At 60.0% G+C, this 20,768-nt stretch carries 19 protein-coding genes; 10 read left to right on the plus strand and 9 right to left on the minus strand.

Annotated features, from left to right (window positions below; translation table 11 throughout):
- Window positions 1-93: 93 nt before the first annotated feature.
- Entirely contained in the window at window positions 94-678 is a 585-nt protein-coding gene (locus tag AC1DYM_RS13010; protein ID WP_477338918.1) for a TetR/AcrR family transcriptional regulator, read from the plus strand.
- Between the two features lie 251 nt (window positions 679-929).
- Here AC1DYM_RS13010 and AC1DYM_RS13015 read toward each other — a convergent pair whose 3' ends face one another.
- Window positions 930-1,850: a LysR family transcriptional regulator gene (locus AC1DYM_RS13015; RefSeq protein WP_477338920.1), complete on the minus strand. Its 921-nt coding sequence runs from the start codon at window positions 1,848-1,850 to the stop codon at window positions 930-932.
- A gap of 174 nt (window positions 1,851-2,024) precedes the next feature.
- Between AC1DYM_RS13015 and AC1DYM_RS13020 the strand changes: the two genes are divergently transcribed.
- Genes AC1DYM_RS13020 through gstA form a run of 6 tightly spaced genes read left to right on the plus strand, consistent with a single transcriptional unit; the run spans window position 2,025 to window position 10,602 of the window.
- On the plus strand, window positions 2,025-3,194 hold the full coding sequence (locus AC1DYM_RS13020) for an efflux RND transporter periplasmic adaptor subunit (RefSeq protein ID WP_477338922.1): 1,170 nt from the start codon (window positions 2,025-2,027) through the stop codon (window positions 3,192-3,194).
- Window positions 3,194-6,400 (plus strand): efflux RND transporter permease subunit, encoded by a 3,207-nt coding sequence (locus tag AC1DYM_RS13025; RefSeq protein ID WP_477338924.1) that lies wholly within the window; start codon window positions 3,194-3,196, stop codon window positions 6,398-6,400. The genes AC1DYM_RS13020 and AC1DYM_RS13025 overlap by 1 nt, the downstream gene beginning before the upstream one ends.
- Window positions 6,397-7,923, plus strand: coding sequence for an efflux transporter outer membrane subunit (locus AC1DYM_RS13030; protein ID WP_477338926.1), 1,527 nt, complete (start codon window positions 6,397-6,399; stop codon window positions 7,921-7,923). The genes AC1DYM_RS13025 and AC1DYM_RS13030 overlap by 4 nt, the downstream gene beginning before the upstream one ends.
- Before the next feature lie 53 nt (window positions 7,924-7,976).
- Window positions 7,977-9,065, plus strand: coding sequence for an NADH:flavin oxidoreductase (locus tag AC1DYM_RS13035; protein WP_477338928.1), 1,089 nt, complete (start codon window positions 7,977-7,979; stop codon window positions 9,063-9,065).
- A 46-nt stretch (window positions 9,066-9,111) separates the two neighbouring features.
- Entirely contained in the window at window positions 9,112-9,981 is an 870-nt protein-coding gene (gene yghU / locus AC1DYM_RS13040; RefSeq protein WP_477338930.1) for a glutathione-dependent disulfide-bond oxidoreductase, read from the plus strand.
- 9 nt (window positions 9,982-9,990) lie between these two features.
- The gene (gene gstA / locus AC1DYM_RS13045; protein WP_477338932.1) at window positions 9,991-10,602 is read left to right on the plus strand and encodes a glutathione transferase GstA; all 612 of its coding nucleotides are present in this window, start codon (window positions 9,991-9,993) and stop codon (window positions 10,600-10,602) included.
- Between the two features lie 202 nt (window positions 10,603-10,804).
- On the opposite strand, the gene AC1DYM_RS13050 is transcribed toward gstA, so the two are convergent.
- Together AC1DYM_RS13050 and AC1DYM_RS13055 are read right to left on the minus strand one after the other, a co-directional pair.
- Complete coding sequence (locus AC1DYM_RS13050; RefSeq protein WP_477338934.1) at window positions 10,805-11,614, minus strand: GNAT family N-acetyltransferase; 810 nt, start codon at window positions 11,612-11,614, stop codon at window positions 10,805-10,807.
- 43 nt (window positions 11,615-11,657) lie between these two features.
- Window positions 11,658-13,040, minus strand: a complete 1,383-nt coding sequence (locus AC1DYM_RS13055) for an APC family permease (protein WP_477338936.1) — start codon at window positions 13,038-13,040, stop codon at window positions 11,658-11,660.
- Window positions 13,041-13,314: 274 nt separating this feature from the next.
- On the opposite strand from AC1DYM_RS13055, the gene AC1DYM_RS13060 reads away from it, so the two are divergent.
- A complete protein-coding gene (locus AC1DYM_RS13060; RefSeq protein WP_477338938.1) occupies window positions 13,315-13,773 on the plus strand; it encodes an integrase catalytic domain-containing protein in 459 nt (152 codons plus the stop codon).
- Window positions 13,774-13,792: 19 nt separating this feature from the next.
- On the opposite strand, the gene AC1DYM_RS13065 is transcribed toward AC1DYM_RS13060, so the two are convergent.
- Complete coding sequence (locus AC1DYM_RS13065; RefSeq protein ID WP_477338940.1) at window positions 13,793-14,116, minus strand: helix-turn-helix domain-containing protein; 324 nt, start codon at window positions 14,114-14,116, stop codon at window positions 13,793-13,795.
- 347 nt (window positions 14,117-14,463) lie between these two features.
- Window positions 14,464-14,745, minus strand: a complete 282-nt coding sequence (locus tag AC1DYM_RS13070; protein WP_477338942.1) for a hypothetical protein — start codon at window positions 14,743-14,745, stop codon at window positions 14,464-14,466.
- Window positions 14,746-14,968: 223 nt separating this feature from the next.
- Here AC1DYM_RS13070 and AC1DYM_RS13075 point away from each other — a divergent pair, with 223 nt between their 5' ends.
- On the plus strand, window positions 14,969-16,462 hold the full coding sequence (locus AC1DYM_RS13075) for a recombinase family protein (RefSeq protein ID WP_477338944.1): 1,494 nt from the start codon (window positions 14,969-14,971) through the stop codon (window positions 16,460-16,462).
- A 720-nt stretch (window positions 16,463-17,182) separates the two neighbouring features.
- On the plus strand, window positions 17,183-17,692 hold the full coding sequence (locus AC1DYM_RS13080; RefSeq protein ID WP_477338946.1) for a hypothetical protein: 510 nt from the start codon (window positions 17,183-17,185) through the stop codon (window positions 17,690-17,692).
- A 132-nt stretch (window positions 17,693-17,824) separates the two neighbouring features.
- On the opposite strand, the gene AC1DYM_RS13085 is transcribed toward AC1DYM_RS13080, so the two are convergent.
- The 4 genes from AC1DYM_RS13085 to AC1DYM_RS13100 form a co-directional block, all read right to left on the minus strand.
- Window positions 17,825-18,394: a hypothetical protein gene (locus tag AC1DYM_RS13085; protein ID WP_477338948.1), complete on the minus strand. Its 570-nt coding sequence runs from the start codon at window positions 18,392-18,394 to the stop codon at window positions 17,825-17,827.
- A gap of 196 nt (window positions 18,395-18,590) precedes the next feature.
- Complete coding sequence (locus AC1DYM_RS13090; protein WP_477338950.1) at window positions 18,591-18,935, minus strand: GrlR family regulatory protein; 345 nt, start codon at window positions 18,933-18,935, stop codon at window positions 18,591-18,593.
- Window positions 18,936-19,438: 503 nt separating this feature from the next.
- Window positions 19,439-19,663: a hypothetical protein gene (locus tag AC1DYM_RS13095; protein ID WP_477338952.1), complete on the minus strand. Its 225-nt coding sequence runs from the start codon at window positions 19,661-19,663 to the stop codon at window positions 19,439-19,441.
- A gap of 397 nt (window positions 19,664-20,060) precedes the next feature.
- Complete coding sequence (locus AC1DYM_RS13100; protein WP_477338954.1) at window positions 20,061-20,696, minus strand: TetR/AcrR family transcriptional regulator; 636 nt, start codon at window positions 20,694-20,696, stop codon at window positions 20,061-20,063.
- Window positions 20,697-20,768 lie beyond the last annotated feature (72 nt).

Here is a 20,768-nt window from a genome sequence, read left to right on the forward strand (position 1 = left end):
AAGTCAACAGTTGATGACAATAGGCTGCCCTTGATTCTTGATAGTGTCAACACTTGATGACATTATGTCCTGGATTGATGCATTGGAGCTGCCATGACCAAACGCGACGCGCCTGCCATGCCTGTTGGGGGAGCCAAATCACAGAGGACGCGCGACAAACTCCTGTCTTCCGCGCGTTTCTGGTTTTCCGAACGGAGCTACGACGCTGTAGGGGTGCGCGAAATTGCGCAGCGAGCCGACGTTGATCCCGCCATGATCTCGCGTCACTTTGGTGGAAAGCAGGGCCTGTTCGTCGCCGCTTGCGACGGCGCTTTCGACGTCGTGGCGCATCTCCCCGCTGATTCGGCGAACATCGGCCGCTTCCTGGCCGGGGCCGCTGCGGGGACCTCAGGAACCGAGGACCCGGACGGTTTCAATGCGCTCTCGCTCCTGCTGCTCTCGTCCGACAGCCCCGAGGTCGCTGACGCGCTGTCGGCTGCATTCAGGGAGGGATTTATCAACCCTCTGGCCGCCAAACTGTCCGGGAAGAATACGGCAGGGCGAGCCGCAGCCATTGCCGCGTGCGTCGTCGGGTTGGCCACAGTGTGCCACCGGTTAGGTCTCGGGTCGCGCACGCATGCCGCAAAGGCTGCGGAGAGAAGCATGGGAGATGCTATCCAGCGGATGGTCGACGGATGATCTCGGTATTTCAGGCTGTCGGCAGTTGCCCGAGGTGATGCTGTCCTTATCCGCCATTGAGGGTAGGGCGCACCTTAGCTCCAGGACCCTCATATGAAGGGCTCCTGGCGCCCAAGGGGCGATCAGCATCAATTCATCCGGGCTGCTTCCAGTACGCTAAGAGGCCCGCTGTTTCGGTATCCATCGCCAGGAGCGGTGAAGATGTGCTCCGTAAGCTCGTTGATGGCGGGTCATCGGTTGGAGCGCTGGAGTTAGGTGTCGATCTTCCAGTTCGCTTCGGCCTTGCGTACAACTTCGCCGATCCAATCTACGAAGGCGCGCACGGTTGGCGATAGATGACGGTTCTTTGGATAGAGCGCCGATAACGGAACTGCCGGGGCCCGGAACTTTGTGAGTACCCGCTCCAGGCGCCCGGTTTGCAGGTGCTTAAGTACCATATAGCTGCCGGGGCGAATCAGCCCCAGCCCCTGTAAACCACATTCGACGTACGCATCTGTATCGTTCACGACGAGGCGCTCGCGCATTCTTATCGAGCGGCTCTCGCCGTCCACCACGTAGTTCCAGTCCAGTGAACGCCCAGTTCGGCTCGACAGGTAACCAACGGACTCGTGATCGGCCAGGTCATTCAACGACTCCGGTCTTCCGTGCTGAGCCAGGTAGGCCGGCGAGGCGCAGGTGACCCATTCGAATGCACCGATGCGCTTTGCGACCAGCGTCGGCGAATCTTCGGGGACCCCTGCGCGAATGACGCAGTCGATTCCTTCCTGTATCAACTCGACCGTCCGGTCCGCCGCCGTCAAGGTCAGTTCAACGTCAGGAAAGCGTGCCTGAAAGTCTTTGATGAAAGGCAAGACCACCAGCCGCGCCAAAGAAAGCGTCATGTCGACACGTAGGCGACCCCGCGGTTGGCCGGCGCTGCCAGGAAAGCCAGCCTCAACAGCCTCGATGTCAGACAATAGTCGCCGGCAATGCTCGTAATACACCGAGCCATCCGCCGTCAGGCTTATGTGCCGCGTGGTTCGCTGCAGGAGGCGTACGCCAAGAAATGCCTCCAGCTCCTTCACCGCGCGAGTGACTCGCGATGGGGGGAGGGACAGGCTTTCTGCTGCTCGTCCAAAGCTGTGCATCTCGACGACACGAGCGAAAATCTGCATCAACTGAAGGCGATCCATAGCTTCTCCCGCGTTGAATATGTTATTCCACTGTGCGCAATTAGTGACGGATACAGCTAGCTCTTATGCCACTATAATTCCATTTTAAGTAATAATATTAGCTAGATTTTGGTCTAGATGCTCCGGTGCGGCGAATTCAGACTGCGGCATGTCCCACTTCCCGCTGCGCATCTCATGAACCGCCCTAACAAGATCCGCCTAGCCGCTACTGCGGCTGTCATCGTGCTCGTCGGCGCGGGCATTGTCCTTTGGAGGCAGCACTCCGAAACACCGTCCGAAGCCACCGCAGCACTGCCCGTGGTTACGTTCCGGACCGCACTGCAGCGGCCTGTTTCCGATTCCCAGGACTACACCGGTCGGCTGGAGGCCGTCGACATCGTCGACGTTCGTCCCAGGGTGCCGGGAACGATGCTTACCGTGCATTTTAAGGATGGCCAGCAGGTCCATCAGGGCGATCTGCTGTTCACTATCGATCCCGCTCCCTATCAAGCCCAGGTTCAACAGGCACAGGCAAACCTGGCTGCCGTTGAGCAACGGCAGCGGCTGGCTGACCTGGAGCAGGCTCGTGGCCGCAAGCTGATCGATGCTAACGCGATCGCGCGTCGCGAGTTCGATACGCTGGATAACGGTGCACGCGAGGCTGCCGCCTTACTTAAGGGCGCGCGTGCGGCCTTGGCGACGGCTCAGCTCCAGCTCGATTACTCGCAGGTTCGCGCGCCAATCAGTGGTCGCATCTCTCGGGCAGAGATCACTGCCGGTAATGTGGTGGTTGCTGGAGGCGACTCGCTGCCGCTAACCCGGATCGTCTCCGACGAGAAGCTGTACGCGTCCTTCAACGTTGATGAAGAAAGCTATCTCCACTTGATAGCGCCTTCCTTGCGCGCCGGCCAGCAGCCCACCATCAGAGTCGGCCTTGCCGGCGACAACGCCTACCCTTATGCCGCCAGCATCGACTCCGTCGACAATCAAATGGATACCCGATCGGGCACCGTGCGGATCCGCGCACGCCTCAGCGAGGTAAGTCCGGAGATGCTGTCTGGCTTGCAGGCCCGGGTGCGCCTGCAGGGCGGTACATCCTATAACGCTGTTGTGGTGGACGATGCCTTGGTCGGCACCGATCAGGACCGTAAGTACGTCCTCATCGTCAACGGGGAGAACAAGGTCGAGCAACGCTACGTCGAGCTCGGCTCGCTGCAGGGCACGCAGCGCGTATTGCGTAGCGGCGTCGTCGCCGGTTCGAAAGTCATCGTTGATGGCGCGTACCACGCGCCTCCCGGCTCCACGGTATCGGCCGTTGCAGAAGCCGCGCCAGTCGCTGCCAGTGCCGTGGCCGGAGCGCGGTAATGAACATCTCGAAATTCTTTATCGACCGACCGATCTTCGCCTGTGTCTTGTCCGCCCTGATCCTGATTGGCGGTATCGTGACTGCGTTTCACATGCCTGTGTCAGAGTACCCACAGGTCATTCCGCCATCGGTCGTGGTTCACGCGCAGTATCCAGGCGCCAATGCCAAGACCATTGCGGAGACCGTTGCCGCGCCCCTCGAGCAGTCCATCAACGGCGTGGAAGACATGCTGTACATGGACTCCAAGGCGAGCGGCGATGGCCACCTCTATCTGACGGTCACCTTTCGCCTGGGCACCGACCCGAACAAGGCGCAACAGTTGGTGCAGACCCGGTTGTCGCAAGCTCAGCCGCGGCTTCCTGAAGATGTGCAGCGATTGGGCGTCACGGCGATCAAGAGCTCGCCCATCATCACAATCGCTGTGCACATGGTTTCGCCCAAGGGCAGCTTCGACAATAACTACATCAGCAACTACGCCGTCCTGCATGTGAAGGATCGGTTGGCGCGAATTCCGGGCGTAGGTGACGTCGTGCTCTGGGGACCCGGCGGGTATGCCATGCGTGTCTGGCTGAATCCGGCCGCCCTGGCAGAGCGCGGTTTGAGCGCGAGCGATGTCGCCGAGGCCATCCGACGCCAGAACATTCAAGCAGCAGTAGGTACGGTCGGTAGCGCGCCAACCTCGCCGGAGACAGCTTTCCAGCTAACCATTAACGCCGACGGACGATTGAAAACACCGGACGAGTTCCGCGGGATCGCGATCAAGTCTGACAACCATGGCGCAATCACCCGTCTGGGCGACGTGGCTCGGGTGGAGCTCGGCGCTGAGGACTACGGAATCCGTGCCACGTTGAACAATCAGCCGGCCATTGCGCTCGCTGTCCAGGAAGCACCGGGCGCGAACTCGCTGCAGATTTCCACTGAAGTCCACCAAGTCATGGAGGAACTCTCCAAGCAGTTTCCAAACGACCTGATATATCGCGTGGTCTATGAACCAAGCCGGGCAGTGCGGACAGGTATCGAGGCAGTTGTCACGACCTTGTTGGAGTCGGTGGCGCTGGTCGTGCTGGTGGTATTCCTGTTCCTGCAGACCTGGCGCGCATCGATCATTCCGCTACTCGCCGTACCTGTCTCGATTGTCGGTACGTTCTCGTTCCTGTATCTGGCAGGCTACTCGATCAATACGCTTTCACTCTTCGGCCTGGTCGTGGCCATCGGCATCGTGGTGGACGATGCCATCGTGGTTGTCGAGAACGTCGAGCGGAACATCGCGCGCGGCCTCAGTCCCCGTGAAGCAACCTATCAGGCCATGCGCGAGGTCAGTGGTCCGATCATCGCCATCGCGTTGACACTGTCCGCGGTGTTCCTGCCGCTTGCCTTCCTGAGCGGCCTGACGGGCGAGTTCTACAAGCAGTTCGCGGTAACCATCGCGATCTCTACGCTGATCTCCGCTGTGAACTCGTTGACACTTTCGCCGGCATTGTCAGCGCTGCTGTTGAAGGGGCACGACGACAAGCCGGATCCTGTGACGCGGCTGACGCAGGCGATGTTCGGCGGCTTCTTCGCGCGTTTCAATCGCTTCTTCGACCGATCCTCCGAGACGTATGGCGGCGGCGTCGGTGGCCTGCTGAAGCACAAGGGCGCCATGCTCGTTGTGTACGTCGGCCTGCTGGGTGTTACCTGGTGGCTGACCGATCATGTGCCGGGCGGCTTTGTCCCGGCGCAGGACAAGGAATACATCGTCAGCCTGGCGCAGCTGCCCGAAGGTTCAACGCTGGACCGCACCGAAGCAACGATGAACCAGATGAACCTCATCGCGCTCAAGCATCCGGCCGTGATGGGTACCTCAAGCTACAGCGGGCTGTCGATCAACGGCGTGACCAAGAGCCCAAGCACGGCGCTGACCTTCGTTCTGTTGAAGCCCTTCAAGGAGCGGCCGGGCATCTCCGCCGACCAGGTCACGGCTGACCTCAACCGCGAGTACGGCAAGATCGGTCATGCCTTCACGGCCGTTTTCCCGGCGCCGCCGGTGTATGGCTTGGGAACCCTGGGTGGCTTCAAGCTGCAGATCGAAGATCGTGCGGACCTTGGTTACGAGGCCCTGTACAAGGCCACCCAGGCCTTCATCAAGAAGGCGTCCGCTGCGCCGGAGCTGACCTCGCTCTTCTCGACGTATACGGTGAACGTTCCGCAGTTGAAGGTCGATATCGACCGCGAAAAGGCCCAGCAGATGGGCGTCAACACGCCAGCCATCTTCAGCACGCTGCAATCGTTTCTTGGCTCTTGCTACGTTAACGACTTCAACTTCCTCGGACGCGTGTACCAGGTGCGCATGCAGGCGGATGCACCTTATCGCGCGAATCCCACCGACATCGGACAGCTGCATGTCCGCAGTGAGTCGGGTCGGATGATCCCGCTCGCCTCGCTGATGTCCATCAAACATACCTATGGCCCTGATCAGGTCGCGCGCTACAACGGTTTCACCGCCGCCGATGTCAGCGGAAGTCCCGCGCCTGGTTATTCATCGGACCAGGCGATGGCGGCCGTCCAGCGCATTGCGGCAGAGACGCTGCCGCCGGGCATGAGCTTCGAATGGACCGACCTGACCTATCAGCAGATCATCGCTGGCAACAGCGCCGTGTGGATCCTGCCCCTGTGCGTGCTGTTGGTGTTCTTCGTGCTGGCGGCTCAGTACGAAAGCGTGACCCTGCCTCTGGCGATCATTCTCATCATCCCGATGAGCATCTTTTCCGCATTGCTCGGCGTTTGGCTCAGCCAAGGCGATAACAACATCTTCACCCAGATCGGGTTGATCGTGCTGGTCGGGCTGGCGTCGAAGAATGCGATTCTGATCGTCGAGTTTGCGCGCGAGTTGGAAATGGCGGGCATGTCCACGGTGAAGGCGGTGATCGAGGCGAGCAGGCTGCGCTTGCGACCGATCCTGATGACCTCCATGGCTTTTATCATGGGCGTGATTCCGCTAGTACTTTCGCACGGTGCGGGCGCGGAGATGCGCCACGCCATGGGCATCTCGGTGTTCTTCGGCATGATCGGCGTCACCGTGTTCGGGCTGTTCCTGACGCCGTTGTTTTACGTCGTCGTCAGGGCGCTCGGCGGGGGCAAGCCGCTGCATTCGGCCTCACATCACGATGCGCCGACGATCGTCCCGCATAGCGCGGGCTCGAGCGACGCAGAAGGTGAGGTATGAATACGACTCTCACTGAAAGGCAGGGCATTCGCGGTACGGTCGGATGCACGCTCGCCATGGCGCTTGCTGCGCTGCTGTCTTCGTGTTCGCTCGCGCCGGTCGAGAAACGCCCATCATGGGACGTCCCTGGGCAATTCGTGGAGCTGCAGGACCTTGCGATCTCCAAAGAGGTCCCGACTGAGGCGCTCGGTCGATGGAAGCCGGCCGAACCCGGGGATACCCAATCGCCTTCCCCCTGGTGGGGCGCCTTCGGCGACCCTGTTCTGGTTCGGTTGGAAGAGGATGCGCTCAAAGCCAATCCCGATGTGGCTATCGCGATGGCGAGGCTTGAGCAGGCCCGTGCCCTCACCCGGAGCGCTGTGTCCGAACGTATTCCCGATGTGGACGTGGGGTTCGGTCCGACGCGGCAGCGCACGTCCGGTGCCGCCAATGGCAAAGGCGACGGCGTGCCTGGCACGACGCAGACACTGTGGCGGGTCCAGGTCCAGGCCGCCTATGAGGTAGACATCTTCGGTCGGGTTTCGTCGGGGGTGGCTGCGGCGCGCGGTGATGAAGCCCAGCAACGCGCACTCACGCATCAGATGCTTCTTATGGTTCAGGCCGACGTCGCGACGACGTATTTCAGCCTGCGTCAGCTAGACGAAGAACGGCGCCTGCTGTCGGAGACGGTGCGCTTGCGGAAAGGTGGACTGAACGTGCTAGAGCGAAAGCTCAGTGCGGGCGACGTCGCACAGGCGCTGCGCGACCAAGCAGAGACGGAGCTGTACACCACCCGGGCCGAGCAGGCCGCGAAGGAGCGGCAATACGCCGTGACCGCCCACGCATTAGCCGTGCTGCTGGGCAGGGCGCCTGAAGGGTTTGCGTTGGAACCGAGCGGGCCGAAGAAAGTAGATATCCGGCTTCCGGCAGGCATGCCATCCAGCCTGCTGGAGCGTAGGCCAGACATCGCCGCTGCGGAGCGGGCAATGGCGGCGGAGAATGCGCGCATCGGCGTTGCGCGGGCAGCCTTCTTTCCGTCCTTGTCACTGACCGCGGCCCTGGGGCACGAGTCGCAGGAACTCAACAATCTCGGCAACTGGTCGCAGCGTACCTTCCTTTTAGGCCCCTTGGTGGGGACGATGCTAAACCTGCCGATTCTGGACGGCGGAAAACGTAAGGCGGACGTTGCCCGCGCACACGCACGCTACGAGGAACGGGTGGCGGCGTATCGGAAGACGGTCCTTCGGGCCTTCCGCGAAGTGGAAGACGCCCTCGTCTCGATACGTACATTCGACGAACGTATCGTCTACCTGGGTCGGGCGGAGGATGCGTCCTCGCGAGTTGTGGTGGCGACGAATGCCCGCTTCGACGAGGGCGATGTCGACTACCTGGCGGTAGTCGACGCGGAACGCACGCTACTGCGCAGCAGCCAATCGCTCATCCAGACCGAAGGCGAGCGTGCGCGAGCGACGGTCGATCTGGTGCGTGCGCTCGGAGGCGGGTGGCAGGAACCCGACCTCCGTGATTCCCAAGCCGCGCGTTGAGTCGGAAAAGMTGCATCCATCCCACTCTCATCACTTCCACCTGGAGATATCCGATGTCCACGTCGGACCTGTTCAAACCGCTATCGCTTTTGCACGGCCCGGCCATGCGCAATCGCTTCATGTTGGCGCCACTCACCAATCAGCAGAGCGAGCACGAAGGCTTCGCCTCTGAATTCGACCTGGAGTGGATGGCCCAGATAGCGCGCGGTGGCTATGGCCTCGTGCAGACCTGTGCGACCACGGTCGAACGTGGTGGCATCGCCTTCGGGCGGCAGCTGGGCATCCATAGCGACGCCCAGTTAGAGGGCCTGACACGCATGGCAACGTCCATTCGCGAAGGCGGTGGCCTCTCTGCGGTGCAGCTGCACCATGCCGGCCATCGTGCAAATCCCCAACTGGGCGGCATTCCGGCGCCCGCATCATGTCGAACGCTGCCCGGAATCAGGGCGTTGGCCACCGAGGAGGTTGAACGAATTCGCGACAGTTTCATCGCCGCCGCTAGGCGAGCCGAACTGGCAGGGTTCGATGGTGTAGCGGTGCACGGTGCGTTCGGGTGGATCCTGTCGGAGTTCATGTCGCCATTTCTTAACGATCGCACGGACAAGTATGGCGGCACGGTCGAAAATCGGGCGCGACTGACCATCGAGGTTATCGAGGGCATTCGGCGAGTCTGCAGGCCGGATTTTCAGATCGGGTGGCGCCTGTCGATCGAGCGTTACGGGCTGCGGCTCGAGGAGCTGCGCGACATCACTGCCGACATCCTCGACCGGGAGCTGATCGACTACCTCGACCTTGCGCTGTGGGATTCCGCTCAGGTCGTTCAGGAGGGCGCATTCAAGGGCCAGTCCATGCTTGGCGTGTTCACCCATCTCCCGCGTAAAGGCGTGCGGTTGGGTGTGGCAGGGAAAATCATGGGCGCACGGCGCGCTGCCGAGCTCCTGCAGCGTGGCTGCGACTTCGTGTTGATCGGCCGCGCCGGCATTCTTCAGCGCGACTTCCCACGCCAGGTGGAGCAGGACCCGTTCTATGAGAGCCCGCAACTTCCGGTGACTGCACAGTATTTACGGAATGGCGGTCTGAGCGAGCGCTTCATTAATCATATGCGCGGGTGGCCAGCATTCGTCTACCCGGGCAGCCTGTGATACGCGCAGGTGGCGAGTCCAACAGACGCGACGGAAGGAGTAAACGATGAGCCACACATTTGCCGACAGCCAACCGGTCGGTTACACACCGGACAAGGTTTGGCGCCCCAAAACCGACCACGGTGGCCAGTTCGCCAGCATTAACCGCCCCGAATCGGGGGCGCGTTTCGAACTGGCTTTACCGGTCGGCAACCACTCGCTACAGCTCTATTCGCAGGGAACGCCGAACGGGCAGAAGGTCACCATCCTGCTCGAGGAACTGCTTGCGGCAGGACATGCCGGTGCCGAGTACGACGCGTGGCTGATCGACATCTTTAAGGGCGATCAGTTCGGTAGCGGTTTCGTAGAGGTCAATCCCAACTCGAAGATTCCCGCGCTGGTGGACCACACCACCGATCCGGCGACACGCGTCTTTGAGAGTGGATCCATCCTCGTCTACCTTGCCGAGAAGTTCGGGGCGTTCCTACCTACGTCCGGTATCGCACGAACCGAAACGTTCAACTGGCTCATGTGGCAGATGGGGACGGCGCCGTTTGTGGGTGGCGGACTTGGCCATTTCTACGCCTATGCGCCGATCAAGATTGAATACGCGATCGATCGTTACGCCATGGAAACCAAACGCCAGTTGCACGTGTTGAATACGCACCTTGCATCGCATGAGTTCCTCGCCGGCGACCAGTACACGATCGCCGACATGGCGGTATGGCCGTGGCATCCCGGCAGTCTGTACGGCGTTTACAACACGCACGAGTTCCTCGCCGTGGAGCAATACACCCACCTGCTGCGTTGGTACAAGACGATCGCCGCACGCCGTGCCGTTTCGCGCGGTCGAATCGTCAACCGCACGAATGGGGAGCCCGGGGAGTTCTTGCGCGAAAGGCACGACGCAACGGATTTCGAGTTACTGACACGATAGGAGATTTTCTTGAAACTGTACTACTCACCTGGTTCCTGTGGCCTGGCCTCACAGATTGCATTGCGCGAAGCAGGGCAGGCTTTCCAGCTGGTCAAGGTCGACTTTGGCACCAAGACGACGGCGGAAGGCGATTACTTCGAGGTCACTCCGAAGGGCTTCGTACCCGCGCTGAAGCTGGCCGATGGTGACGTCCTCACGGAAAGCGCGGTGATCCTGCAATGGATCGCCGACAGCTACCCGGCGCGGCGATTACTACCAGCGTACGGAAGCCGAGAGCGGTACCGGGCGCTGGAATGGGTGAATTATGTGGCGACCGATCTGCATCGGGGCATGGCGCTGATGTTTTCTCCTCTCATCGATGCAGTGTCAAAGGTTCGCTTCGCCGAAGGCAGCCTGGCCAGCAAGTTCGAGTACATCGATGCACACCTTTTACACAAGGAATACGTGCTAGGTCCCGATTTCTCAGTGGCGGACGCATACCTTTACAACGTGTTGTGCTGGCCGCCGCGTGTGAACGTGGATATCTCAGCCTACGCGTCTATCCAGAGGTTCATGGCACGCATGGAGCAGCGTCCTAGCGTGCGTGCATCCCGCGAAGCAGAGGGCCTGGGCGACAGGTAACGACAGGTAAGCAGGCTTCGTAGGTGGTCCGGCCGTTGGCCTGACTGTAACCCTCTCGGCCACCATATGGTGGCCGAACTCTCAGCAAAAGAAGAGGGCCGCATTGCTGATGAAGGAATGGAGGCCGGAACGACAGCCACCCAAAGGTACACGACCCGGTGTCAGGCCATCGAACGGAAGGGCGTTAGGCCTCCGCCTGAAGTCATGAGTCTGACGAACTAGCTGGGCCGAAGCCCAGTATGCGAGTCACCGGCGTGTAGCCCATACGCTCATAAACAGGGTAGCCCGCTTGCGTCGCATGTAGGCAGGTCTTCCGGTGGCCGGTTGCCTCGCTTGCAACCCTCAACGCGTGCCGTACAGTTGCTTCTGCGAATCCGCGGCGCTGCGCCTCCGGCCGCGTGGCCACGAGTCCGACATAAAGCACGTCGTCGATTTCCACAACTGACGCTGTCGCTACGGCAGTGTCACCTAGATAGGCGAGATAGCAATAGGCACTCTTCTTCCACAGCGTCGCACCATCGAGTCCATCTCGCATCAGCTCTACGGGTAAGCTGTAAGCCTCGCTGTTTATATCAGCACATTCGTAGAATCCGCTCTCGTCGGTGACGCGAGCGAAGCGAAGCCCAGCAGGTCTCGAGCCTTCTTCGAAGGCGGCCAGATCGCCGATCATGCCAATCGTTTCGATCATTGATACGAGGCCGGCTTCTTCCAGGGCAGCGTCGAATGCTCCGWGAACCTCGTTATCGAGATAGTCTTCCGATATGAAGAACAGTCCTGGGTCGGTCTTCGATCGCATGTAATCTGCCGCCACGTGCAATCGTCGATTCAGCATCGAGCGATCGGTGACGGGCTCGGAAAGGAAGATCAGGTTGAAGAAAACGGCGGAGCTACCTGCCCAATACGTCCTCATCCCATCCTTCTCCCAGGCATCGGCCCCGGGTCTGCCCGCCACGAGCAGCTTTCCAAAGGCTATGAATTGTTCGTTCAGTAGGACCGGGTCACGTTCGAACATGGATGAGCTCCGCATGCATAGTGGGTGGAGGTAAACAGGTGTGTCAGCGTCGCGGAACGGCAGCCGTGGGCCGGTTCCGCTGCCTGACGACGAATAGCCAATAGCCACCCAGGCCTAAGGCGAGCCAGCTGAGTCCAAGCAACCATGCGTCCGGCTCCATGTAGTACAGGACATACGCAAGGATGCAGAAGCCGATGGCTGGACACGCCAAGTGTTTGGCGTACGCGCGCGAGCGCTTGCGAATGATGAAGTGCACTACCACGGTGACATGAAGGATCAGAAATCCCGTGAGTGCCCCAAAATTGACCAGGATGCCGATGAGGTCAAAATGATTGAGAAACGCCATGGCAACGGCGACCGACACGGCCGATACGAAGAGCAGGCTTTTGTAGGGGGTTTTAAACTTCGGATGCACGGCAGACATGAAGGCCGGCATTCTTCCCTCACGGGCCATCGCATAGAGCAAGCGAGAGATGGAAGCCTGTACAACACTCGCCGACGAAAGACCGAATGTCACGGCACAGATGAACGCGGTGACGATGCTGAAGGTCTTGCCGCCCGCTATGGCAATAATCTCGTAAAAGGCAGTATCCGGCGAGGCGAACGCCATGCCATTGGCAAGGTCGGCCGCGATCCAAGTCTGTACGACGAACAGGACAGCCGCGAGAGCCAGCGAGATAAGGGTGGCGCGGCCAATAAGTCGCTTGCTGTCACCCTTCGTTTCCTCAGCGAGCGTTGAAATCGCGTCGAACCCGAGAAACGACAACGCTGACAATGAAACAGCCGAGAACACCAGGCCGATGCTGAAGACATGCGCTTGATACAGCGGCTTCAAGGTCAGATGACCCGCGCCTGCACCGTGGTTCAGAGCGTAAAGACCCAGGACGATGAAGGCGGCAAGAATGGCAAGCTGCACGACAACGATCAGCTTGTTGACCACAGCGGTGATCTGTACGCCGATATAGTTGATGACGGTCCCTGCACTGATGAATGCCAAAACCATTGCCCAGCGTGGCAAGGCTGGCACTATCTCATGAAGTGCATTCGCAGCTGCCAGATACACTGCGGCAGGCAGCAGGATGTAATCGAGAACGAGCATCCATCCCGCGATGAATCCCGTTTTTTCTCCGATGGCGCGTCGGGCATACGCGAATACGGATCCGGCAAGTGGGAAATCTGCGGACAAGAGCTTATAGCTGTAGGCAGTAAAGAACATCGCGATCGCACCTACCACATAGGCAAGAACGACCATGCCTTTCGCCGTGCTGCTGACGTAGCCATAGAAGGCGAAGGGAGCTATAGGACCGATGAATACCAGCCCGTAGATAATGAGGTCGGCGAGTGAAAGCGATCGCTTGAGTTCAGAAGGCGGCGATGTCAAATCGCCCGCGGGGGTTTCTGCAGGCTCGAAATCTCTATACGACATGGGGTACTCGGGTACCCGCCGAAGCGCTGCGCTACAAAGGTGCGATGTTCGAATTCCTTGAGCGCTTTGCCGAGATCCACCGGATGCGATGGCGGGGAACGAGTCGCTGATAGAACTCGAGGCGATCTCATTTCCGACGCTTCGATAGCGTCGTAACAGCATCGGTGAGTAACAGTACGAGCATTGATCCGACTGTCGCGATCGAACACGGATAGCAGCGTATACGAAGCCTCCCTCGCGCGACGTCGCAACATTTGCTAATGCTGGTAGGTTGATGGGGCGCCCATGGTTGACCCTGGCTGTCGACGTGGCCACGCGCTGCGTTGTCGGGTGGTATCTAACCGAACGGGCGCCTTCGTCAGTCTCAGTAGCGATGTGCGTTGCCCACATGATGTGCCCGAAGCCAGAGAATGCGGTGGAAGGCGGATTGTGGCCGATGTATGGCCGTCCCGACTGCATTTTGGTGGACAACGGCAGCGACCTTACATCGCAGGCCTTTCAGCGAGGGTGCTCGCAGCATGGCATCGAACTTCGGTGGCGCCCCCCCGGTCAGCCTCATTACGGCGGCCACATCGAGCGGTTGATGGGTACCGTGATGACCGAAGTCCACGAGCTTCCCGGTACGACGTTTAGTCGCTCAAAGCAGCGGGGAGACTACGCCAGCGAAAAACGCGCATGCTTGACACTTGCGGACTTACGGGAGTGGTTGATCGAACGTATCTGTCGCGGATAGACGCAGCCCGCCACCCAAGCTAACTCCCGCCGCTCTCAAGTGACTTCAGCAACCGATCTTTTTCGCGTGCCGGGAGGCGTTCAAAAATAACGATCAAACTGGCGAGCTTCTCGTCCAAGGCGAACAGGAATGCAGCCGGAACGTTGAGCTCGTCTGCCAAGCGCTGCACCGTCGTCAAATCTGGCTGATGTACACCGAGTTCGTAGCGGTTGATACGGGTACTCGCCACGAAGCGATCCAAGCCGGCACGGATGCCAAGCTCTTTTTGAGAAAGCTGTTTGGCTTCTCGCGCTTCCTTCAAGCGGCGCTGAAAGACTAATCGAAGGTCTCGTTGCGGATCCAAGGGGCGTGTTCGCAGGCTACGAAGGGCCTACGAGATTCGTAACTTGGGCGCCAGCTAGATACTACGAGTTTCGTAGCTTGGCTCTTAATGAGTGTCCCGCGAGTAGCTAGGCGCGCCAGACGCTCTACTCGTCGGACAGATGGGGCCAGCTGCACTGGCAGCATGAACTCCGACGATTCCATGAAATTAATGGTCCTCGCAGTGGGCAAGAAGTGCATTCCCGGTCAGGCGGGAGCCGCATCAACCATTCGAACGTCGGCCTGGCGGGTGAACAGTCACGGCGATGCTCCATGAGGCTCATCCTGGGACAACATTCGCCTTCACAGGGGGTTTCTCATTCCACCAAGTTAGAGCGGTTCGAACCCGAGGGCATCGAGTTCGTCGGCAACGCGCAATATGCCTGCCCCGTAACCGGGCAACGGTGCTGTACCCACCGGGCCAAGGATGACAACGAGGTGCGCGGCGGCAAGAGCCAAGTCGACGTAACCGGCATCATCGGCCTTCGCTGCAATCAGCTGGGCTCGAAAGCGGGCTTCGTCCATATCCATCTCCAGGGCGGCATCACCCATGGCGGCCGCCTCGCGGACAAGGACGGCGACATCAAGGATGTAGTTTTCGCGGGAATCCATGCGGCGAGTATATCGGCCGTGCCATTGGTCCRCTTCTGCAAGCGCTCAACGACGAATGCTGGAAAGTGCCGCCGAACTGTACCAACCCTGTTACAGGCTTTTCGACCGCGCAAAGTCGGCCTACAGTGGATGGCCGGCCGTCCAACGGCCGCACGGTGCCACGCTCGTGCTTATTCGACCAAGGTCCGCATCCACCGCCCAGCCCGCTGTCGTCGCGGCTTACATGCGCATGTCGACGGACATGCAGCGCTATTCCCTGGAAAATCAGAGGAGCGCCATCAACGCCTATGCCACCCAGCACGGCATGAAGATTGTGCGCGTGTACCAAGACGCAGGACGCAGTGGGTTAACCATAGAGCGGCGCCCAGGCCTTACTGCATTGTTGGATGACATTAGGGGCGGGAACGCTGGATTTGATGGCGTGCTGGTGCTCGACGTGACCAGATGGGGCAGGTTCCAGAACACCGACGAAGGCGCCTTTCACGAATTCTTGTGCTGGCGGTCCGGTGTGCAGGTCATCTACGTGGGCGAGCCTTTCGAGAATGACCTCAGTCCGTTCTCCATGGTGTTCAAGGGCCTGAAAAGAGCGATGGCGGCTGAGTACAGCCGTGAACTGTCGGCGAAGACTTCGGCCGGACAGCGGCGGCTTGCAATGCTCGGTTACAGGCAGGGTGCCATTGCCGGTTATGGCCTTCGAAGATTGCTCATCAGCGGAGACGGCGAAGAAAAATTTCTTCTCAAAGATGGCGAACACAAGAGCGTGCACACGGACCGCGTCATTCTCGTGCCTGGTCCGCCAGACGAAGTGAAGCGGGTACGTTGGATGTTCCAGCAGTACATCAATGGACGTGGCTGCACGGAGATTGCGCGCCTCCTCAACGAGAAAGGAGTTCTGACACACCGGGGAAAGCCTTGGGTGTACAGCACGGTCCGCACTGTTCTGGATGGAGAGAAGTACATGGGTGATGCTGTGTACTGCCGGTCGAGCAAGAAGCTTGCGGGGAGGCTAGTCCACAACCCGGAAGTCGATTGGATTCGCCAGGACGGGGCGTATGAAGCGGTGGTTTCGAAAAATCTCTTCGAGGCAGTGAGGGCGCGACGGGTGCAATCCCGCGAGCACGTGACCAACGCCACCTTGCTGGATGGCGTCCGGGCGCTTCTGAAAAAAGAAGGTCGCTTGACTGCACCCCTCCTCGACGCAGCCCCTGGGCTGATGTCGAGCCATGGCATCGCTTGCCGGTTCGGCGGTTTAACTGCCCTGTACAAGGCAGTCGGTTTTACCCCGGGCCAACACGCCAGATATGCCGAAATTCGCTCCTGGCTCACGCGCTGGCGCGAAAGCCTGACGTCCTTTGCAGCTGAGCAACTGGAGGACGACGGTTCAATTGTGGAACGGAACGGATTGCGGCTGAATGTGGACGGGGCCTGGACCCTGTCATTCATGGTGGTCCACGGGTCCCGACCAGCGGGGGCCAGCCAGCAGTGGTTCAACCACCGCAGGCCCGAAGACACCGACATCGTGGTTTTCGCACGCAGTGTCTATGGCGAGCCAGGGCCTATGGATTACTTCGTGCTGCCGAGTGTCTTGTTTCCGACTTGGCCGAAGTGCTTTTACATGCGAAATGGCCCCTTGGTCGAAGGTTGCAGGTATACCTCACTGGCCGTTCTGAACGACCTCGCCAGGCTATCCCGGATGGAGACACAACTGTGTGGGTGACCCGCTCAGAACGGGAGTGGATCCGGCGGCGCGATGCCGAAACCTTGGCGGTTGAGGCGGGCAGGTCGGAGGCCCGGTTCCACGATGTGACGAAGGCCCTAAGCACCCTGTTAGGTGACACGCGAGCTACCGACATGCTCAAGCGACACGGTATCCGACGGATATCGATAGGACGCTCCTCAAGACTTCCGGAGAACGGGAGAGCGGAAGGCTTGGCGGTGCTCGAAGGGGTGGTCCTTGCCGGGATTGTTACAAAGGTCTTGGCCGACGGCGAGCTCACCCGGTGGCTGTCCTGCCATCACCCAAAAGAGCTCGCGGCCCTGCATGCAGCGTGCAGTCGAGAACGCTAGCCGCAGCCAAGTGCGTACAGATTATCGCAACCACGCAACCACGCAATCACCGTTCGTCTTTGAGCACGAGTTAGACCGTTCGCTGGCCCTCCTATCGTCGAGGCTGCGCACACAGACGATGTATATCAAGTCCTCTAGAAATCTCACGCAGAGCGACGCCAGCGAGGCAGACTTGACCTAGCCGCCAGAGATTTCTTTGCTGGCCGCGCGCTCAAGCGTTTGTGCCGGTTGGCGAACCAGGTGAAGTGCCTGCTGTACGGCCGGGCTGCTTGCCGATTCTGTGGCCCACACGTCTCACCCGGCGATCCTCTCACCACGGGCAATGGGGCATGCCAGAATGCCGCCTCCTTCAACGCGCAGGAGTGCAACCATGACTGACCACAATGCTGGCAATGCGACAATCGAGGCCGACGACGGCAAGGACGAACTGGCAGAAGCGCTCGACAAGCTGGTACCGGAAGAACGGCAGGCCCAGATGGACCGCCTGTTTGCCGGCGATTACCTCCTGACAGAGTTCGTGGAACTCGCAAACATAGGGTTGGGCATTCCAATCACCTTGTCAGTGGGCGGTCAGCTCATCACAGGTCAGCTGTCGTCGCTACAGGTGTATTTCGATCACGCGGTTAAGCTGATGGGGGCCGTCGAGGACAAGAAGCTTGCCGAGTCTCTGGTTGCATGCATCGAAGCCAAACGTCCTGATCCCGATAAGCCGAAGCGAGTACCCGGCATGCCACCCGCCTTTATCCACCTGGTCGACGCAAGGTACGTCTCGGAAGCGGGCGATTACATTCCGAGCCGCGACGCCAAGGCCCTCATCTGGCGTGGCAAGGTGGCCAGCGTCGACGGCTTCTCGATCGGTCAGTTCGTGCCAGTTGAATGACGGGAGACAGGACCCGAATCCGAATAAAACTGGCGGGGTGCTTCACGGCGCAACGGGGGGTCACGAGGGGATGCGCCTAAAAAGGATGCCTCGTAAACAGCTCGGTTGAGCCATTGTGTACCTGACTCGAGATCATGCRCGGTCGCGCTTGTAGTACCGATCGATAGTCGCCGGCAGCTCGTTGGCGCGTGTTCGAAGCGCGTCGATGAGCGGCGCCACGCTGACGATCCTCGTCGCGAACTTCTCGTCGGTAAGGACGCCGTCGGCGTGCATGCGACGCCAACCATCCACCTGTTGCTTGAAGTTCGCCATCAAGATGAGGTACTGGGCGATCTGCTCCGCCACCGGCGTCGGGAAGCGACCCACGGTCTTCGATGCTTCTCGGGTGATCGGGGCGTAGTCCGGAGGAAGCTCGATGTATCGCATGTTTTCGAGCCGATCCTCCTGACTGATTCCTTCGTTCATCTTAATGGAGAGATCAAGGGCATGCAGCGCTGCTCGTACTTCTGCACCGACCGACAACGCTAAGCGACGCGTGTCTTCCGCGTCTTTGCGCCGATCGTTTTGTGCGCTCACCAGATACGTGACGAAGCCGCCAACGAGCACGCCGCCGAGAGCTTGAATCGTCGGCATCAATGCACTGAGCGAAGATGTCTCGGCAGCGGCGCCGGCAGCAAGAGAGACGAAACTATCGAGCCACATCGCGATCTCTCTCCTTGATAAAAACGGACCAACGTAGGCCAATCCAAACCGTTCCATACCTATAAACGAAAAAGCCGCCTAGGTAATTTAAGCACTTAGCAGGCCGTATCCGTGGAGATGGCGGGAGTCGAACCTGCGTCCAGGCCCGGCAGACCAGATAGTTACGTCACATGCTGACCAAGACCGGACCAATAGGCTAAGCGGCGTCAGAGACCTTGTGCCCGGTCACGGTTAGTAGGAGCGCCGGGTTACCGACCAGTTGCCCAACGCCCTTCAGCCCGCCTTTGCCATCGAACTCGCCATTGAACTCAAGTTCGAAATCAACCTGGCCAGGGAATACGTTCTGGACGGCTGGATTCCATCGCGAGACGTGAATCCGGCCAGAGCACTTCGCTTCGACCGCACGAAGGGGGCCACGGTAAACAAAGCCGTGGTCGCCACCGTTGATCGTGTCGCCCTTGATCGTGACGAGTCCACCGCCGAATCCCGTGCTTGGGTTGCTTGGCGCGCTGAACTCGATCTTATAAATACCGTCATGCATGCTGATTCCCTCCTGTGATGACCCGGAGCGGTCGGAAGGCTTCCTGACCGCAGGCGGCGGCAGGTTACTCCCCGGGGCAGCTTCAGTCTGTAGGATTTTCCCTACAGCGTTTCGGCATGCGCGGCCTGGGCGGATGTCCACCGCAGCTACGTGGCGGGTTACACCGACAACATGCCGCGGATCTTCGCCAGCAACGTCCTGCATGGCGCACACCAGATTGCCCGCGCCCGGTATGGATACCAGATGGAGGACTCGATGGAGCACATGCGGGCGACGGTGGAGGGTAACCGGCCACTGATGGGTGTCGGTCAGGCCCGCACACGCCGATGCGTTGGTCGGCGAGCTGGCCAAGCAAAAGTCACCAGGGCAGGGTGATTAGGGGGGGGTATCGAGGGTGTAGGCCTGGGATGGACTGCCCGCGCCACCTGATTGTTCTGCACCATGCGTGTTCCGGCCGTTTTATCGAAGCGGCTGGGAACGGCGCATGGCGCCCCAGTCCCTTATCAGACCCTGAGATAGGTCAACGCCCGGTCGAGCGCCTCAGAAAACGCCAGAACACCCAATGCATAGCCTGGCTTGGGTGGATTGCCAGGCTCACCGAGGAGGCGGACGACCTCGGCGGCTGTCGAGTGCACGTCACGCAGGTGCGACCCGACCGCATGTCTTGCGATGATGTGGGCCCGGAAACGGGCTTCGGACAGGTCGCCAGCAAGCAACGATTCACTCAAGGCCACCCCGTCGACAACAAGGGCCGCGACATTCGGAACTGCTTCCCCGTCAGACATTGAATGGGCCCCCAGCAATTGGCAATTGGAAGCGTCCCGTTCACCCGTTGCGCGAGTGGAGGTCGCTCGATTGGGCTACGGCCGCCATTGACTTCTGGGAGCGGTGCCTTAGTGAGGCTGAAAGAGTCGTTCTTTAAAATATCGAAGTCGAGACGCTAATCAAGCGCCATGCGGGCCTGACCTTCGCCTCCACCGTTTCTGCCACGCGCGCTTGGCTGCTGTAATCCGCGCTCATCCCTTCTCCAACTGAGTGACCTGATGAATAGGAGGGGCCGCCCGCTGATGTCCATTACCGTTCGTGCCCACCTTTGACGGGCAGTTGGGTAGTTCCTGCAGACGCTTACCGTTTGGACGTCCGCTGCATGAATCCGCCGATAAGGTCCATAAGCGCGTCTTCGATCTCCGCTTTCGGTGGCGGGTTCTCACTCAGCGCATAGTTCCGGAGCACCCCGGCAATAGCGTAAGTCTGCACGAAAGCCTGTGCCGGCGTCAGTGGCTGCGGTTCCTCCCCAGGAAGGGCCACGCCTTGTGAGGTCATGGTGGTCATCACCTGTGCATACATCGGCGCGAGTCCCTGGCCGGTTGTCCGGCTCATGGTGTGCGCGATGAGTTGGCGGTGCACGCGGTTACGTCCGCCGTAAGAGCCCACGACGGCGCTCACGATACGGCGCAGACGCTCGCCGCCTTCCATGGGCGCCTCGGTATTCACCGATGCCATCACTTTCCCTGCCATATCCCCGAGCTCGCGTTCGACGAGTGCATCCAGCAGCGACTCCTTGTCTCCGAAATACTGGTAGAGCGTACCGATGCTGACGCCGGCGCGTTCAGCCACCGCGTTGGTGGTCAGGGTGCGCACATCGCCCTCATCGAGCAGCCGCATGGCAGCCTCAAACATGAGTTCGATCTTCAGTTGCGATCTCGCTTGACGCGGTAATCGCCTCGCAGGCGACTGTATTTCCTGCGTTTTCTTCTTCATCGAAGGTTCCTGCGAACGCGAGTTTTCGAACATGAGTGTTACTCATATTCTCTCGTTTCCCCCGGCGAGTGC

It is taken from the genome of Luteibacter sp. P1_D3, from assembly GCF_056406135.1.

Bases quoted from the DNA above. Each gene is read 5' to 3' on its own strand.
- AC1DYM_RS13025 (WP_477338924.1), top strand. From the start codon at position 3,194: ATGAACATCTCGAAATTCTTTATCGACCGACCGATCTTCGCCTGTGTC.
- AC1DYM_RS13070 (WP_477338942.1), bottom strand. From the start codon at position 14,745: ATGGATTCCCGCGAAAACTACATCCTTGATGTCGCCGTCCTTGTCCGC.
- AC1DYM_RS13030 (WP_477338926.1), top strand. From the start codon at position 6,397: ATGAATACGACTCTCACTGAAAGGCAGGGCATTCGCGGTACGGTCGGA.
- AC1DYM_RS13020 (WP_477338922.1), top strand. From the start codon at position 2,025: ATGAACCGCCCTAACAAGATCCGCCTAGCCGCTACTGCGGCTGTCATC.
- AC1DYM_RS13035 (WP_477338928.1), top strand. From the start codon at position 7,977: ATGTCCACGTCGGACCTGTTCAAACCGCTATCGCTTTTGCACGGCCCG.
- AC1DYM_RS13015 (WP_477338920.1), bottom strand. From the start codon at position 1,850: ATGGATCGCCTTCAGTTGATGCAGATTTTCGCTCGTGTCGTCGAGATG.
- AC1DYM_RS13010 (WP_477338918.1), top strand. From the start codon at position 94: ATGACCAAACGCGACGCGCCTGCCATGCCTGTTGGGGGAGCCAAATCA.
- yghU (WP_477338930.1), top strand. From the start codon at position 9,112: ATGAGCCACACATTTGCCGACAGCCAACCGGTCGGTTACACACCGGAC.
- AC1DYM_RS13060 (WP_477338938.1), top strand. From the start codon at position 13,315: ATGGGGCGCCCATGGTTGACCCTGGCTGTCGACGTGGCCACGCGCTGC.
- AC1DYM_RS13075 (WP_477338944.1), top strand. From the start codon at position 14,969: ATGCGCATGTCGACGGACATGCAGCGCTATTCCCTGGAAAATCAGAGG.
- AC1DYM_RS13055 (WP_477338936.1), bottom strand. From the start codon at position 13,040: ATGTCGTATAGAGATTTCGAGCCTGCAGAAACCCCCGCGGGCGATTTG.
- AC1DYM_RS13090 (WP_477338950.1), bottom strand. From the start codon at position 18,935: ATGCATGACGGTATTTATAAGATCGAGTTCAGCGCGCCAAGCAACCCA.
- AC1DYM_RS13080 (WP_477338946.1), top strand. From the start codon at position 17,183: ATGACTGACCACAATGCTGGCAATGCGACAATCGAGGCCGACGACGGC.
- AC1DYM_RS13100 (WP_477338954.1), bottom strand. From the start codon at position 20,696: ATGAAGAAGAAAACGCAGGAAATACAGTCGCCTGCGAGGCGATTACCG.